15 protein-coding genes and 1 pseudogene are annotated in these 15,333 nt (G+C 41.3%); 8 read left to right on the top strand and 8 right to left on the bottom strand.

What is annotated here, in order from left to right; genetic code table 11:
* Positions 1 to 124: 124 nt before the first annotated feature.
* On the top strand, positions 125 to 589 hold the full coding sequence (locus tag E0H77_RS00905) for an Lrp/AsnC ligand binding domain-containing protein (protein ID WP_131313452.1): 465 nt from the start codon (positions 125 to 127) through the stop codon (positions 587 to 589).
* 40 nt (positions 590 to 629) lie between these two features.
* On the opposite strand, the pseudogene E0H77_RS13865 reads toward E0H77_RS00905, so the two are convergent.
* Positions 630 to 764 (bottom strand): annotated as a pseudogene (locus E0H77_RS13865) (GTP-binding protein); the annotation flags it as partial.
* A gap of 196 nt (positions 765 to 960) precedes the next feature.
* Between E0H77_RS13865 and cybC the strand changes: the two are divergent.
* Entirely contained in the window at positions 961 to 1,341 is a 381-nt protein-coding gene (cybC, locus tag E0H77_RS00900; protein ID WP_228258272.1) for a cytochrome b562, read from the top strand.
* Positions 1,342 to 1,402: 61 nt separating this feature from the next.
* On the opposite strand, the gene E0H77_RS00895 is transcribed toward cybC, so the two are convergent.
* The 3 genes from E0H77_RS00895 to E0H77_RS00885 form a co-directional block, all read right to left on the bottom strand.
* A complete protein-coding gene (locus E0H77_RS00895; protein ID WP_131374261.1) occupies positions 1,403 to 2,101 on the bottom strand; it encodes a YcbK family protein in 699 nt (232 codons plus the stop codon).
* A gap of 101 nt (positions 2,102 to 2,202) precedes the next feature.
* Positions 2,203 to 3,198 (bottom strand): LLM class flavin-dependent oxidoreductase, encoded by a 996-nt coding sequence (locus tag E0H77_RS00890; protein ID WP_131374259.1) that lies wholly within the window; start codon positions 3,196 to 3,198, stop codon positions 2,203 to 2,205.
* 68 nt (positions 3,199 to 3,266) lie between these two features.
* Positions 3,267 to 3,713 carry a glycine zipper domain-containing protein gene (locus tag E0H77_RS00885; RefSeq protein WP_228258271.1) on the bottom strand — a complete coding sequence of 149 codons (447 nt, stop codon included), beginning with the start codon at positions 3,711 to 3,713 and terminating at the stop codon, positions 3,267 to 3,269.
* Between the two features lie 337 nt (positions 3,714 to 4,050).
* On the opposite strand from E0H77_RS00885, the gene prfA reads away from it, so the two are divergent.
* From prfA to E0H77_RS00865, 4 genes are all read left to right on the top strand, one after another.
* Positions 4,051 to 5,139 carry a peptide chain release factor 1 gene (gene prfA, locus E0H77_RS00880; protein ID WP_131374253.1) on the top strand — a complete coding sequence of 363 codons (1,089 nt, stop codon included), beginning with the start codon at positions 4,051 to 4,053 and terminating at the stop codon, positions 5,137 to 5,139.
* A complete protein-coding gene (gene prmC, locus E0H77_RS00875; RefSeq protein ID WP_131374251.1) occupies positions 5,139 to 5,966 on the top strand; it encodes a peptide chain release factor N(5)-glutamine methyltransferase in 828 nt (275 codons plus the stop codon). The genes prfA and prmC overlap by 1 nt, the downstream gene beginning before the upstream one ends.
* Positions 5,967 to 6,236: 270 nt before the next feature.
* Positions 6,237 to 7,556: an NCS2 family permease gene (locus E0H77_RS00870; RefSeq protein ID WP_131374249.1), complete on the top strand. Its 1,320-nt coding sequence runs from the start codon at positions 6,237 to 6,239 to the stop codon at positions 7,554 to 7,556.
* A 61-nt stretch (positions 7,557 to 7,617) separates the two neighbouring features.
* Complete coding sequence (locus tag E0H77_RS00865) at positions 7,618 to 8,616, top strand: adenosine deaminase (protein WP_131374246.1); 999 nt, start codon at positions 7,618 to 7,620, stop codon at positions 8,614 to 8,616.
* A 35-nt stretch (positions 8,617 to 8,651) separates the two neighbouring features.
* Here E0H77_RS00865 and E0H77_RS00860 read toward each other — a convergent pair whose 3' ends face one another.
* Entirely contained in the window at positions 8,652 to 9,209 is a 558-nt protein-coding gene (locus E0H77_RS00860; protein ID WP_131374243.1) for a cytochrome b, read from the bottom strand.
* A 218-nt stretch (positions 9,210 to 9,427) separates the two neighbouring features.
* Between E0H77_RS00860 and E0H77_RS00855 the strand changes: the two genes are divergently transcribed.
* Both E0H77_RS00855 and rnhB read left to right on the top strand, forming a co-directional pair.
* Entirely contained in the window at positions 9,428 to 9,811 is a 384-nt protein-coding gene (locus E0H77_RS00855) for a hypothetical protein (protein WP_131313462.1), read from the top strand.
* A 14-nt stretch (positions 9,812 to 9,825) separates the two neighbouring features.
* Positions 9,826 to 10,395, top strand: a complete 570-nt coding sequence (gene rnhB / locus E0H77_RS00850) for a ribonuclease HII (protein ID WP_131374240.1) — start codon at positions 9,826 to 9,828, stop codon at positions 10,393 to 10,395.
* 78 nt (positions 10,396 to 10,473) lie between these two features.
* On the opposite strand, the gene csrA is transcribed toward rnhB, so the two are convergent.
* From csrA to alaS, 3 genes are all read right to left on the bottom strand, one after another.
* The gene (gene csrA / locus E0H77_RS00845; RefSeq protein WP_004753025.1) at positions 10,474 to 10,728 is read right to left on the bottom strand and encodes a carbon storage regulator CsrA; all 255 of its coding nucleotides are present in this window, start codon (positions 10,726 to 10,728) and stop codon (positions 10,474 to 10,476) included.
* Positions 10,729 to 10,967: 239 nt separating this feature from the next.
* The gene (locus E0H77_RS00840; RefSeq protein WP_131374238.1) at positions 10,968 to 12,248 is read right to left on the bottom strand and encodes an aspartate kinase; all 1,281 of its coding nucleotides are present in this window, start codon (positions 12,246 to 12,248) and stop codon (positions 10,968 to 10,970) included.
* Between the two features lie 60 nt (positions 12,249 to 12,308).
* Positions 12,309 to 14,945, bottom strand: coding sequence for an alanine--tRNA ligase (alaS, locus tag E0H77_RS00835; RefSeq protein ID WP_131374805.1), 2,637 nt, complete (start codon positions 14,943 to 14,945; stop codon positions 12,309 to 12,311).
* Between the last annotated feature and the right edge of the window lie 388 nt (positions 14,946 to 15,333).

Raw genomic sequence — 15,333 nt, 5'->3', positions numbered from 1 at the left:
ATCCTTAGTTGATTTTGCTAGTATAGAGTTAGATAATCAGTTTTTTTCACTATTTTAAAGGCTAAAATATAGTGAATTTTATGAGTTTTTACTGAAAAATAGCGACTAAGGAAGGAAAAAATCTATGCGTGCATTAGACCGTACAGATCGTCTCATTTTGGATATTTTGCAAAGAGATGGGCGTATTGCCATCAGTGAGCTTGCAACACGGGTAAATTTATCAACAACGCCTTGTTCTGAGCGAGTCAAACGTCTCGAACGCGATGGTATTATTACAGGATATTATGCGCGCGTTAATCCAGCATTAGTAGACAAAAATTTGCTGGTTTTTCTTGAGATTAAACTCTCGGCAAAGTCGGGAGATGTGTTTGATCGTGTTGCGAATGACTTGGCACAAATTCCAGAAGTGTTGGAATGTCATCTCATATCAGGTGAGTTCGATTATTTGGTGAAAGCTCGCCTGAAAGAGATGAGTGCATACCGTCGTTTGCTTGGTGATTTACTGAAAAAATTGCCTGCTTCAGCGTCATCGCATAGCTATGTGGTGATGGAAGAAGTCAAGGAAACCTTATATCTGGATGTGAGTTAGCCTAGAGATTGGAATGCTGATCACTAATAGCAGTGTGGATTGCATGAATATCTAACTTGGGTATGTGATTGACAATCACCGTAACTTGGCGACCTTTGCGGTTATTTAAAATATGGTTTGGTTATTTAGCTTCGCCTGCACCTAAAAATCCTGAGAGTGTAGAAACAGGAAGTTTTTTTTAGAATTAGCATGTTGCAGTATCTTTTCAGTGGAAAGAAAGTATTGATATTGTTTTATATATACACAAGTGCTTAACATTAATTTACTCAAATTCAATGTGATAATAGCGCTTTATCTTCTATTTTGTTGTGTGGTTATGGCATGCTTGCCAAATCAATAAAACTTACCCAATATTTTATAGGGACGTGATGATGAAAAAATTTGTAGTCGCTGGTGTTTTAGCAGTTTCGAGTATGTTAGCAAGCCAGTGGGGAATGGCAGCAACCTTAGAAGATGACATGCGTACTTTGGCAATTGGTTATAAAACATTTGCAGGTAGCGATAATGCCCAACAAGCAACTGCTGCTTTAACTAAAATGCGCGCTGCTGCGCTTGATTCAAAAAAACTGGCTCCTGCTAAAGTACAAAAAGACCCAAAGCAGTTAAAAGCTTATCATGCAGGGGTTGATCAGTTGGTTGGTGAAATTGATAAAACCAATGCATTAGTAAAAGCTGGACAGTTGGCACAAGCAAAGCAAGAAGGTAAAAAATTACTGGATATTCGTGATACCAATCATAAGAAATTTCGTTAATTCAGCACCTAGCTGGACATAAAAATATCCGTCAATTTGGCGGATATTTTTATGGGGAATTTTAAGAAATAATTTCGCCACATAGGGAGCTGTGCCACGTATGATCGGGCCCCCATGTTCTGAAACCTTGTGTATCTATATGAATTTGCCCTGTATTGTAAATACCTAGTCCCATACGCCAATTTTGACCTTGTTGCTGCCAAAATTTACAGAGTTTTAGTTTACTTGCCTGAATCTCAAGTTGTTCTTGCTCCGATGGTTGAGGAGAACCAATTCGAAAATCAATTGCTGAGTTAAGCAAATGGCTCGATGATTTCGCGCCCCCAGCACAGCGATTTAAGTAGGGAGAACGATAACTTGATGTCACCTCAATATTGCTGACAATTCCTTCATCATGTAAATGTTTGAGTAGCCGTAAAGTTGCTGCAGCATTTCCCCATACGGATGGATCTGGCACATCGTATTCATCATAATGACATTGTTGCCAATCACGGGCAGAACGAAACATTTGAAAGTCTGGTACAACAAATTCAACACGTTGCTGTGTGAGAAAATTTTTATATGCTTGTACTTTAAATTGATGATCGCTTTGCAAAAGCCATGCTTGATAAGATGCAGGTGGTAGTAAGTTACTTTGAGGAGAGAATGTCGTTGGTTGGATAGGACGTGTAGATGTTGTTTTTGAAATCGGAGGTGTCTGGGTGCAACCAGTAAAACCACAAGAAATTGTTAGAATTACACCAATCCGTTTCAACAACATGACCAACAACTCAAAAGAACTAATTTGTTATATTATAACATAATAGTAAGGCCACGATGTATTGCTACTTTAACAAAAACATGGTGACCTGTTGAGTTAGTTTATTTTATCTGCATGAGGTACTGAAAATTATCTAGGCGTTTTTGCATATCGTAAATGTCACAGGTGAAAATGAATTCGTCTACAGCCAGTCGTTCAGCTAACTGTTGTAGCCCGTGTTGTACGGTTTTTACTGAGCCAATTTGGGCAAGGCCATAGAAATTTTTTACAGCCTCTAGTTCACTCGCAGACCATAAATTTTGCATGGATGATACAGGTGGCTTGAGTTTTAAGCTTTGTCCGCGCAAGAGAGCCAAAATACGTTGATAGGCAGTTGTAGCTAAAAACTGTGCTTCTTCATCGGTTTCTGCCACGACTGTAGGAACGCCAATCGAGATGTAAGGTTTATCTAGATATTCTGAAGGTTGAAAATTTTCCCGATAAATTTTTATAGCTTCTTCTAAAAAACGTGGCGCGAAATGTGAAGCGAAAGCGTAAGGTAAACCGAGCTGAGCTGCTAACTGAGCACTAAATAAACTTGAACCTAATAGTAAAACAGGTACATGGGTATTTTGCCCAGGCGTAGCAATAATCTGTTGATTGGGACGTGGTTGTTTAAAATATTGCAGAATTTCTAAAACATCTTGTGGAAACTGATCTTCAGATGCTTGATTGCCGCGGCGTAACGCCCGCATGGTGATTGGGTCTGTACCAGGTGCGCGTCCTAAGCCCAACACAACACGCTCAGGAAACAGTGTGGCTAGAGTCCCAAACTGTTCTGCAACAACTAAAGGAGCATGGTTGGGTAACATCACGCCACCTGAACCTAAAATCAGATGTTTGGTGTTGGCAAGTAAATAGGTCAGTAAAACTGAAGTTGCAGAACTGGCAATCCCACTCATATTGTGATGCTCTGCTAACAGCATACGATGATAGCCAAGTTGTTCGGCATATTGGGCCAGCTGCAGAGTATGCGCCAAGGTCGCTTGAACGCTTTGACCTTCACGTATTGAAGCCAGTTCTATAATCGAAAAGTGAATATCGCTGAGATTTGCCATAGTTAAAATGGAGTTATTATAATAGTCAAAACTTAATATACTCCATTTTAGAATGATTAAAATATCAATTAACGATAGTAGTCATGATGATGGCGTTTGTGGTGATGGCGCTGTTGACCATAGTAATAGTTACGATCAGCACGTCTTTCTTTGGCAATATTGTTACCTACTACTGAGCCGCCTGCTGCACCAAGACCTGCACCAACCAGACCGCCTCTAGAACCACCCACATCTTTACCCACGGAGTAACCTGCTGCACCACCTACTGCACCACCGATGGCAGCAGAAGTACGGTTATGACGGTTACTTGAAACCGCAGCACCTGCACCACCACCAATCGCTGAACCAACTAAAGCACCACCGTTACCACCAATATGACGACCAACTGAAGTACCGACTACACTACCAAGCGCACTAGTAATTGCGACATTGGCTGTGTCGCCTGCATGTGCAATACCTGACATAGCGGATGTTGCCAACGTGGCACTCATTAAGATCATTGCAAATTTTTTCATTGTTTCATTGCTCCATGTCATCAGACATTCTTGACTGCTGACAAAGGTAACAAGAGACTACAGAGTAATCATGAAGAATTTCCTCAACCTTGCAATGCTTTAGTTAATGTTTGTATGCTTTATATTAAAATAATTCATTAAATGATCAATCGTTCGGTTTGAATATCTCTCAGGCAGTTTTGTTACCATGTTGTGGAATTGCTGAATATTTATTGCGGAGGAGTGATCGAATTTCTGTATTAAAATGCTGAGGTTTATTTCTGAGAAGAATACGTTAAACTATGCGCAGTTCAAATTCTGCTAGTTTTAGCACTGTTATTATTGAGATATTTTTACAATGAAAGAATCGTTGCGTTTACGATTAGACCAGCTCTCTGACCGCCATGAAGAGTTAACCGCATTATTGGCGGATGCAGAAGTGATTTCTGATAATAAGCGATTTCGCAAATTATCCCGTGAACATAGCGATTTGTCTGAAATTACTGAAGTTTGGCAAAAGTATCGTCAGGCAGAAGAAGATATTGAAACTGCTGAAGCCATGCTCAGTGATCCTGATTTTAAGGATATGGCACAAGAAGAAATCAAAGACAATAAAGCTTTAATCGAACAGCTTGAAGCTGATTTGAATATTTTAATGATTCCAAAAGACCCAAATGATGCCAACTCAGCTTATTTGGAGATTCGCGCAGGAACAGGTGGTGACGAAGCTGCGATTTTCTCAGGTGATTTGTTTCGTATGTATAGTAAATACGCTGAAACAAAAGGTTGGCGTATTGAGATTTTGTCAGAAAATGAAGGCGAACACGGTGGCTATAAAGAGGTCATTTGCTTGGTCAATGGCGATGGCGTTTATGGTCGTTTAAAATTTGAAAGTGGCGCGCATCGTGTACAACGTGTACCAGCAACCGAATCACAAGGTCGCGTACACACCTCAGCGTGTACCGTAGCGATTTTACCTGAAGTTGATGTTGACACCACTGTTGAAATTAACTCTGCCGATTTACGGATTGATACTTACCGTGCATCAGGTGCAGGTGGTCAGCATATTAACAAAACAGACTCAGCGGTGCGGATTACCCACATTCCAACAGGCGTCGTGGTAGAGTGTCAGGACGAGCGTTCACAGCATAAAAACAAAGCCAAAGCCATGGCGTTGTTGGTTTCTCGTCTGGAAAATGCCAAACGTGCAGCTCAAGAGTCAGCAACTTCTGAAATGCGCCGTGACTTGGTAGGTTCAGGTGATCGTTCAGAACGTATCCGTACGTATAACTATCCGCAAGGACGCATGACAGACCATCGTATTAACCTGACTTTATATAAGCTAGATGCGATTATGGAAGGTGATTTGACTGAGTTGCTTGATAGCTTGCACCGTGAGTATCAGGCAGATCAGTTGGCATCTCTTGCACAGGAAAATGGCGGCTAATGAAGATTGCCGAAGCGCTGAATTTACGAGGAGATCCTGACAGTTACGAACGTCAGGAAGCCATGTGGCTGCTTGAACATATTGTGCAAGTTGGAGCGCTAGAGCTCAAATTTCGTTTAGAGCAAAGTTTGACTGAAGCACAAACTCAGCAATATCTGGCAGGGTTGCAACGTCTGGAACAGGGAGAACCTTTGGCTTATGTCACAGGTTCACAACCTTTTTGGACGCTTGATCTGAAAGTCACTTCCGATACGCTTGTGCCGCGCCCCGACACCGAAATTTTGGTGGACACTGTACTGAATCTGGAATTACCTGAGCAATGTTCGATGGTGGATTTAGGCACGGGTACGGGAGCGATTGCACTGTCACTCGCGAGTGAGCGCCCTCATTGGCAAGTGTTGGCAACCGATATCTATTTGCCGACCTTACAGGTGGCACAAGAAAATGCCCAGCGCCATCAGTTACAACAAGTACAGTTTATATGTGGCCCATGGTTTGATGCGATTCCAGCCCAGAAATTTGATCTGATTGTGTCAAATCCACCATATATTGACCCAGAAGATGTACATTTACAGCAGCTTAGTGCTGAACCTGAGCGGGCTTTGATTGCTCAGCAGAAAGGCCTGGCGGACTTGAAAATTATTATTAATCAGGCTGTGAGCTGGTTAAACCCACAAGGTTGGGTGGTGCTTGAACATGGTTATGATCAGGGTGCTGCAGTTCGGGATTTATTTGTACAAGCAGGATTTAGTCAGATTCGCACAGTACAGGATTATGGAAAAAATGATCGTGTAACCTTGGCACAATGGGGTAATAAAAAGAACTGACAATATCATCACAAAATATAACATTTTACTGACTTATGTTATACTAAAGCATAGTTTTTTGGCTGAACACTGACTGATTGCCAAAAATTAAAATGAGCTGCATCGGAAATGCGGCTTTTTTAATTTCATTTCGCAATGGTTAAAGTGACTTACATGCATATATGGGTTGTCCATAAGCTTTGGTATAGACTCAATATATGTTGTTTTACGCATTTTCGTGAATGCTGATGCGCAGCGGTGTGCAATCAGCATTTTTTTCAAGGGCTGTATATGGCGACTCCTCAATCTTCATCAGGTGTACTTGAGCGTTTATTTAAGTTAAGTGAAAACAAGACAACGTTTAGAACCGAAGTGCTTGCTGGTGTAACTACATTTATCACCATGTGTTACATCATTATTGTCAACCCGATGATTCTTTCCACGACAGGAATGGATCATGGCGCTGTATTTGTAGCAACCTGTTTGGCTGCGGCAATTGGCTGTTTGGTGATGGGGCTGATTGCCAATTATCCAATTGCACTTGCACCAGGCATGGGTCTGAATGCGTACTTTACTTATTCTGTATGTTTGGGGATGCATGTGCATTGGCAAACTGCACTGGCTGCGGTGTTTATTTCAGGCTGTGTATTTGTTCTGATTAGCTTTTTGAAAATTCGTGAAGCAATTGTCAATGCTATTCCAATGTCACTCAAATTTGCAATCGGTGGCGGGATTGGTCTGTTTCTGGCACTGATCGCGTTAAAAAATGCAGGCATTATTATTCATAATGACGCCACTTTAGTGGGCTTGGGTGACATTAAGCAGCCGACAGTTTTGTTGACCTTACTTGGCTTTTTGATGATTGTCGTGCTGCATCACTTCCGTGTACGCGGTGCAATTATTATTAGTATTTTGGCAATTACAGCGATCTCGACCGTAATGGGCTTAAACAAGTTCCAAGGTGTTGTGGGCGAAGTGCCATCACTAGCACCAACCTTCTTGCAGATGGACTTTAAAGGTTTGTTTACTGCGAGTATGGTCGGGGTGATTTTTGTATTTTTCTTAGTCGATTTGTTTGACTCAACGGGTACATTGGTTGGGGTTGCACATCGTGCAGGGCTATTAAAAGAAGGTAAATTACCGCGCTTGAAAAAAGCTTTGTTTGCTGACTCAAGCGCAATTATTGCAGGTGCTGCACTTGGGACATCTTCAACGACGCCTTATATTGAATCTGCATCGGGTGTTGCTGCAGGTGGACGTACAGGTTTAACAGCCGTTGTGGTTGCAATTCTGTTTTTGGGATGCTTGTTCTTCGCACCACTGGCTCAATCAGTTCCTGGTTTTGCAACAGCACCAGCCTTGCTCTTTATTGGCGTGTTGATGATTCAGGGTATCACTCATATTGAATGGGATGATATTACTGAAGCTGTTCCTGCATTCCTAACCTTGGTGTTTATGCCATTTTCCTACTCAATTGCTGATGGTATTGCCATGGGCTTTATTAGCTATGCCTTGATTAAACTGTTTACAGGTAAAGCAAGCAGCGTGCCTTATATGGTATGGATTGTGGCAGTGCTTTGGGTGATTAAGTTTATTGCCTTTGGTGGTTAGTTTTTTATTGAAAGTTGGGGTGTAAACTTGGTTTGCACCCTTTTTGTTTTTAGGAGATAACATGAGTCAACTTGATCTCATTCGTGCTTTGCCAAAAGCAGAGCTGCATGTACATATTGAAGGTACATTTGAGCCTGAGCTCATGTTTGCGATTGCAAAACGCAACCAAGTTATTATTCCTTATGAAACGATTGAGGACGTCAAGCAAGCCTATAATTTCCATAATCTGCAATCTTTTTTAGATATTTACTATGCAGGTGCCAATGTTCTGATTCATGAGCAAGATTTTTATGATCTGGCTTGGGCATACTTTGAAAAATGCCAACAGGACAATGTGGTACATACCGAAATGTTCTTTGACCCACAAACGCATACAGTACGTGGGATTGCCTTTGCAACGGTACTGAATGGTTTGCTGCGCGCTTGTGAAGATGCAAAAAGTAAGCTCGGCATTAGCTCGGAGCTGATTATGTGCTTCTTGCGTCATTTAAGCGAAGCAGATGCGATTGAAACGCTTGAGCAAGCTTTGCCATTTAAAGACAAAATTATTGGCGTGGGGCTTGATTCAAGTGAAGTCGGGCATCCACCAGAAAAATTTGAACGCGTTTTTGCCAAGGCGCGTGAAGCAGGGTTCCTGATTGTTGCACATGCAGGTGAAGAAGGCCCAGCAGAATACATCTGGGAAGCACTAGATTTACTAAAAGTGAATCGTATCGACCATGGTGTGCGCTCAGAAGAAGACCCTGTACTCATGCAGCGTTTAGCACAAGAACGCATGCCATTGACCGTTTGCCCGTTAAGTAATTTAAAGCTCTGTGTTGTAAAAGATATGCGTGAGCACAATATTCAACGCTTACTTGAACAAGGTTTATGTGTGACTGTGAATTCAGATGACCCCGCTTATTTTGGCGGTTATATGAATGACAATTTTATTGCAGTTGCAGAAGCTTTGGATTTGAGTGAAGATGAATTGAAGAAATTGGCGATTAATTCATTTGAAGCCTCTTTCTTGGAAGATGCTGAAAAAGAGAAATGGATTAATCAAATTCACGTGCTATAGCTGAAATAAAAGGAACGCAATTGCGTTCCTTTTATTTATGGTTTAGGTTGGCGTGTCATGCTAAGCAAGACTGTATCTTTATCAACAAAATGATGTTTTAGTGCTGCCAGAATATGACCAACTAACAATAAGCCCACTGTCCAAGATAGATAAATATGGATGGGTTTTACAATTGCCATAATTTCAGGATTGGTATCGAGTAATCGTGGGATATTAAACAAATACAGTACAGGTGCAGGATGTCCAGCAGTCCAGCTGAATAAACAGCCTGTGATCGGCAGTGCCAGTAACATAAAATATAGCGCCAAATGCCCGAAGTGAGCCAAGGTTTTCATGCCTGCTGACATGCTATCAGGAAGTTGTGGGGCAGGATGGGTATAGCGCCAGAAAATGCGAATCACCACTAAAAATAAAATCGTTGTTGCAATGTTTTTATGCAGGGTAATGACATCACCTTTAAATGCACCATCGGTTTCATAGCTGAGGAAGTTGCCACTATAAAAACCGATGATCCATGCGCTAATAAAAATGATTGCCATCAGCCAGTGTAAAAACTGAGCAGTACGTGTGTAATAAGCAGATTTTGTATTCATAAAGCTTTTTGATCAGAAGCAGTTTAATGATTTTGTATTATAAAAATCGAGTATCTTGGCTTAAAATGCAATCTGCGTAACAGTGCTGTGTGAAATATAGAACAATCCTATGATTGTGCTGTAATTTTATACAAATAGCAGGTGGGCACTAGAAAAAGATCATGGTGTTCTGGTTATTTTGGGCAAACTATTTTGATTAACTGTAAGGTAAGTAGCAAATGAAAAAAACTTTTGGGGCACTTTGTGCAATCGCAATCTTATCTAGTGGATGTGCAACAGATGGAACTCTAGCAACAGGTGCAAATCAAACAACAGCACAACAGCTAGGTATGACTGCCATCAAAATTGCGATTAACGCTAAATGTACAACAGAGCTCGATAACCAACCAGCATGGAAAATGATGAGCCGTGCCATGACCACAGAGCAGCAACAAACTGTACAAACCAATATTTGTGGTTGTGTAAGTGACAAAGCCCCTGAAAATATTACAGCAGTTGATTTGGCAACCGCTGCTATTGACCCAGCTGCACGAACTACTATTGTTAGTAATGCGGTTACACGTACCTTGAACCAGTGTGTTGCCGAAGCCTTAAAACCTTAAATAAGGGTAGCAGCATGAAAATTGCAGGTGTAGATGAAGCAGGTCGTGGACCTTTAGTCGGTTCGGTAGTGGCTGCTGCGGTGATTTTGGATCCAAACAACCCAATTGATGGGTTAAATGATTCCAAGAAACTGACTGAAAAGAAACGTGAAAAACTGTTTGTGGAAATTCAGGAAAAAGCCTTGGCATGGTCAATTGCCGAAGCAACGCATGAAGAAATTGATCAATTGAATATTTTGCAAGCGACTTTTTTGGCAATGCGTCGAGCAGTTGCTGGATTATCTATACAACCTGATAAAGTTTTGGTTGATGGTAACCAAATCCCGAAAGGCTTAACTATCGCTTGTGAAGCAATAGTTGGAGGCGATGCAACTCACGCTGAAATTAGTGCCGCCAGTATTTTGGCAAAGGTGGCGCGTGATCGGCAAATGTTCCTGCTGGATCAGCAATATCCACAATATGCATTTGCTAAGCATAAAGGGTATCCAACGAAAGCACATTTTGATGCAATTGCTGAATTTGGTGTTATTGAGCAGCATCGTCGCAGCTATAAGCCCGTGAGAAAGGCTTTGGGCTTAGAATAAGCACTTAAAATATTAAAAGCGATCTGTTTGATCGCTTTTAATATTTTTACAGACCATATAACGATATACCATCTGTCATTAGCGGTTAAATTTATTTTGATTAAATTCATCATCGTAAAATGATGGTTGATAATCTTGATCAATGTTTTGAAGGTGCTCGTGCATAGCGCGTTCATGTTGAATGCGTTGATAAATTTCTTCACGATGCACTGATACTTCTTTGGGAGCATTTACACCAATGCGAACTTGGTTGCCTTTAACACCAAGTACCGTCACACTGACTTGATCCCCAATCATTAAAGTTTCTCCGACACGACGAGTCAGAATCAGCATGTTTGTCTCCTTGCTAATCGCTAAACCTGCATTGCTGTTATGCAAAAATTAAACCACAACCTCAGAAAAAATATTTTAACAGCATGCGGTAACTACTAATAAGAAGCAGTATGATACCGTGATTGTTAAATATTTTCTAAATATTCTTTGCTAATATAACAGAGCCGCCCTAGTTTCCATAGAGCGGCTCTGCTTTTTTCTCACTCATCTTCCTAAAAACTGAAGATAGTGAATAAGCTTTAAGCACGTGCGCTGCTTTCACCGTGTTCACGGTCTAAACCAAACGCTGTGTGCAGACTGCGAACAGCAAGCTCTAAATAGTTTTCTTCAATTAATACTGAAATTTTGATTTCTGAAGTTGAAATCATCAAAATGTTGATGTTTTCTTCTGCAAGTGCAGTAAACATTTTACTTGCAACACCTGCATGAGAGCGCATACCAACACCCACGATAGAGACTTTCACAATATCATCACGTGCAGTGACTTCACGTGCTTTAATTTCTTTTGCAATGTTGTCCAAAATTGCTTTGGCTTTAGCAAAGTCAGTACGGTTTACAGTGAAGGTAAAGTCGGTTGTTCCATCTTCTTCAATATTTTGTACGATCATATCGACTTCGATGTTGGCAGCACCGATAGGCGATAGGATTTTTGAAGCGATACCTGGTTCATCAGGCACACCTAAAATAGTCAATTTAGCTTCATCGCGGTTGAATGCGATGCCAGAGATAATAGGCTGTTCCATAGTGTCTTCCGCTTCAGTTGTAATGAGTGTACCTACGTTTTGTTTGAATTCATCATTAAATACGCCGTCATTGTCATTGTCAAAACTTGACAATACACGCAGTGGCACTTGATATTTTCCTGCGAATTCAACTGAACGAATTTGTAAAACTTTTGAGCCTAAAGATGCCATTTCAAGCATTTCTTCAAAAGAGATACGATCAATTTTCTTGGCTTTTGGCGCAACACGTGGATCGGTTGTATATACACCATCGACATCTGTATAGATTTGGCATTCATCTGCACGGAGTGCAGCAGCAAGTGCAACACCTGTCGTATCTGAACCACCACGACCAAGTGTTGTTGTATTGCCAAACGCATCTACACCTTGGAAGCCAGCAACCACAATGACACGATCAGCATCTAAATCGGCAGTCATGACATCAGTGTCAATTGCCTCAATACGAGCTTTGGTAAAGGCGCTGTCGGTCTTAATACCCACTTGACGACCTGTGTAAGATTTAGCTTCGACACCAATAGAATTGAGTGCCATCGCTAACATGGAAATAGTAACCTGTTCACCCGTAGATACCATTTGGTCAAGTTCACGAGGATCAGGTGTCTCGGTAATGGCTTTCGCGAGAGACAATAAGCGGTTGGTTTCACCACTCATTGCAGACACCACCACAACCACTTTGTGACCATGATCATGCCAGCGCTTCACGCGACGAGCTACATTTAAAATGCGCTCGGGTGTTCCCATTGAGGTACCACCATATTTTTGTACGATTAATGCCATAATTTTTCCATACAAGCCATGACCCTGTTTGAAACAGGGTCAGTTACACAAAAAGTGAGATTATTTTTGCTCAAGCCAAGCAGGGAGTGCTGCCATAACCTGATCAAACTTGTCATTGAGTGGTGCCCCGCCTTGTGCTAGATCTGGTTTCCCACCGCCTTTGCCACCAAGCTCTTGGCTTAAGTGCTTGATGATATCGCCCGCTTTCAATGTTGCTGTGAATTTCTGTGCAACCGATGCAAGTAAGCTCACTTTATCAGCTTCTACACCAGCCAACACAATCACGGCATCATTGAATTTAGATTTGATACTGTCGTGTAAATGACGCAATGCTTTTGCGTCAACATTTTGAACTGTACTGATCAAAGTTTTTCGACCAGCAATCGTTTGCATTTGGTTGACCAATTCACTTGCTTGGAAATTTGCAAGTTTTTGATTCAACTGTTCAATCTGTTTTTGCAAGCTTGATGCATGCTCAGCAGTTGCTTGAACTTTTTCTAGAGTTTGATCTTTTTGAGCTTTTAACAGGCTATTGATCTGTTGAATAGTTGTATCAAGTTTTTGTACGGTTTCAATAGCTTTAGTGCCAGTCACAGCTTCAATACGACGAACGCCTGCTGCGACGCCACCTTCAGAAGTGATTTTAAACAGACCAATGTCGCCTGTGCGTTTAACGTGAATACCACCACAAAGCTCGATCGAGAAGTTTTTCTCATCAATGATAGAACCCATTGATAATACACGAACTTCATCGCCATATTTTTCACCAAATAGCATCATTGCGCCTTTGGCTTTGGCAGATTCTATATCAAGCACTTCGGTGGTTACAGCCGTGTTGGCAATAACTTCACGATTCACTAGACGCTCAACTTGCTGTAATTGCTCGAAGCTGACAGGTTGGTCATTGGCAAAGTCAAAACGTAAAATATCAGACGCAACCAAAGAACCTTTTTGCTGAACGTGAGAGCCTAAAACTTGACGTAGTGCAGCATGCAACAAGTGCGTTGCAGAGTGGTTACGTGCAGTGGCTTCACGTAGGTCAGCTTTTACAGTTGCTTCCACGTTTTGAGCAGCTTTTAAGCTACCCATAGTCACGATACCTTGATGAACAAATGCCGCACCTGATTTTTTGGTGTCTTGGACTTCAAAAATACCAGTTTCGTTTTTGAAGATACCTGTATCACCAATCTGACCACCGCTTTCTGCATAGAAAGGCGTTTGGTTGAGTACGATTAGTGCTTCATCACCTTCAACGACTTCGTCAACTTGTTCGCCATCTTTATAGATCGCAACAATCTGACCTTGACCTTGAGTTGCTGTGTAGCCCTCGAACTGAGTTTCGCTGTCAACTTTTACAATGCTGTTATAGTCAACATTGAATTTGCCTGCATCACGTGCGCGTTGGCGCTGCGCAGCCATTTCAGTTTCAAAACCAGCTTCGTCAATCGTCAGTTCACGTTCACGAGCGATATCGGCAGTTAAGTCAGCAGGGAAGCCATAAGTGTCATACAGTTTGAATACCACTTCGCCCAGAATAACATTACCTTTTAACTGGCTCAATTCACTTTCAAGGACTTTTAAACCTTGTTCAAGGGTTTTGGCAAACTGTTCTTCTTCTTTGATTAGCGCCGCTTCGATACGATCACGGTTTTCAATGAGCTGAGGATAAGCTTCGCTCATGACATCAATCAAAGGTTGCAACATTTTGTAGAAGAATGTGCCTGTTGCACCGAGTTTATTGCCGTGACGAATTGCGCGGCGAATAATACGACGTAACACATAACCACGACCTTCATTGGATGGATTTACGCCATCAGCAATCAGGAAGCAGCAAGAACGCGCATGGTCAGCAACCACGCGTAAAGAAGGTTGTCCCTGGTCTTCAGTGCCAACAATCTCAGCCGCAGCTTTAATTAAATGTTGGAACAAGTCGATGTCGTAGTTTGAATTGACATGTTGTAAAACAGCAGAAATACGCTCTAAGCCCATACCTGTATCAACAGAAGGCGCAGGCAGTGCATGTAACACGCCATCCGCAGTACGGTTGAACTGCATGAAGACGTTGTTCCAGATTTCGATATAGCGGTCGCCATCTTCTTTGGCAGAGCCTGGTAAACCACCCCAGATATGATCGCCGTGATCATAGAAAATTTCAGAACAAGGACCACAAGGACCTGTGTCACCCATTGCCCAGAAGTTGTCAGATGCGTATTTTTCGCCTTTATTATCGCCAATGCGGATAATACGTTCCGCTGCTAGACCAACTTCTTTGTTCCAGATGTTATAGGCTTCATCGTCGGTATGGTAAACGGTGACATAAAGATTATCTTTATTTAAACCGAGCCATTCCTCTGAAGTTAAAAATTCCCATGCGTAGGTAATCGCATCGCGTTTGAAATAATCACCAAAAGAGAAGTTGCCCAACATTTCAAAAAAGGTATGGTGACGTGCGGTATAGCCGACATTATCAAGGTCGTTATGCTTACCACCAGCACGTACACATTTTTGTGAAGTTGTCGCACGGACATAATCACGTTTTTCTAAACCTAGGAAGCAGTCCTTGAACTGGTTCATACCCGCATTGGTAAAAAGTAAAGTCGGGTCATTCGCGGGAACGAGAGAACTCGATGCAACACGTGTATGACCTTTAGTTTCAAAGAAATGTAAAAAGGCTTCACGAATTTCAGCGGACGTCATAAAACGTGTACTCACAACAAGTCACTCCATCTAATCATTTTGGCTAAACGCATTAAATCAAATCTTTTAAAATAGTAAAACCGATTAATACGAGGCTGATAATTTAAAAACGCCAAATTATAACGAAAAATCAGGGTATGACCAATGATTTTAGGCCTAAATCACGACAAATCTATGAAATAAGTCTATGTTTGATATATGCTTTCAGGAGATGAAATGTGGGGGTTTTCTTTAAATTTCAGCAATATAGCCAATAACCTTAAGAAACTGTGTAAGAGATGCTAAGAGGTGGGCTTATTTTTTAATTAAGATTTTGATTTTAAAAATATTTAATAAATTTATTGTTGTGGTGCAAAAATATAAAAAGTGAATTGTTTATATGATCATT

This window comes from Acinetobacter brisouioides (assembly GCF_004331075.1).
In the GTDB taxonomy this organism is placed as follows: domain Bacteria; phylum Pseudomonadota; class Gammaproteobacteria; order Pseudomonadales; family Moraxellaceae; genus Acinetobacter.
This window is presented reverse-complemented; position numbering and strand designations above follow the sequence as displayed.

What these genes read in the sequence shown, in the direction of transcription:
- alaS (WP_131374805.1), bottom strand. Translation starts at nt 14,945, where the DNA reads ATGACGTCCGCTGAAATTCGTGAAGCCTTTTTACATTTCTTTGAAACT.
- cybC (WP_228258272.1), top strand. Translation starts at nt 961, where the DNA reads ATGAAAAAATTTGTAGTCGCTGGTGTTTTAGCAGTTTCGAGTATGTTA.
- E0H77_RS00890 (WP_131374259.1), bottom strand. Translation starts at nt 3,198, where the DNA reads ATGGCAAATCTCAGCGATATTCACTTTTCGATTATAGAACTGGCTTCA.
- csrA (WP_004753025.1), bottom strand. Translation starts at nt 10,728, where the DNA reads ATGCTGATTCTGACTCGTCGTGTCGGAGAAACTTTAATGATTGGGGAT.
- E0H77_RS00855 (WP_131313462.1), top strand. Translation starts at nt 9,428, where the DNA reads ATGAAAAAAACTTTTGGGGCACTTTGTGCAATCGCAATCTTATCTAGT.
- E0H77_RS00865 (WP_131374246.1), top strand. Translation starts at nt 7,618, where the DNA reads ATGAGTCAACTTGATCTCATTCGTGCTTTGCCAAAAGCAGAGCTGCAT.
- prmC (WP_131374251.1), top strand. Translation starts at nt 5,139, where the DNA reads ATGAAGATTGCCGAAGCGCTGAATTTACGAGGAGATCCTGACAGTTAC.
- E0H77_RS00885 (WP_228258271.1), bottom strand. Translation starts at nt 3,713, where the DNA reads ATGAAAAAATTTGCAATGATCTTAATGAGTGCCACGTTGGCAACATCC.
- E0H77_RS00840 (WP_131374238.1), bottom strand. Translation starts at nt 12,248, where the DNA reads ATGGCATTAATCGTACAAAAATATGGTGGTACCTCAATGGGAACACCC.
- rnhB (WP_131374240.1), top strand. Translation starts at nt 9,826, where the DNA reads ATGAAAATTGCAGGTGTAGATGAAGCAGGTCGTGGACCTTTAGTCGGT.
- E0H77_RS00895 (WP_131374261.1), bottom strand. Translation starts at nt 2,101, where the DNA reads ATGTTGTTGAAACGGATTGGTGTAATTCTAACAATTTCTTGTGGTTTT.
- E0H77_RS00905 (WP_131313452.1), top strand. Translation starts at nt 125, where the DNA reads ATGCGTGCATTAGACCGTACAGATCGTCTCATTTTGGATATTTTGCAA.
- E0H77_RS00860 (WP_131374243.1), bottom strand. Translation starts at nt 9,209, where the DNA reads ATGAATACAAAATCTGCTTATTACACACGTACTGCTCAGTTTTTACAC.
- E0H77_RS00870 (WP_131374249.1), top strand. Translation starts at nt 6,237, where the DNA reads ATGGCGACTCCTCAATCTTCATCAGGTGTACTTGAGCGTTTATTTAAG.
- prfA (WP_131374253.1), top strand. Translation starts at nt 4,051, where the DNA reads ATGAAAGAATCGTTGCGTTTACGATTAGACCAGCTCTCTGACCGCCAT.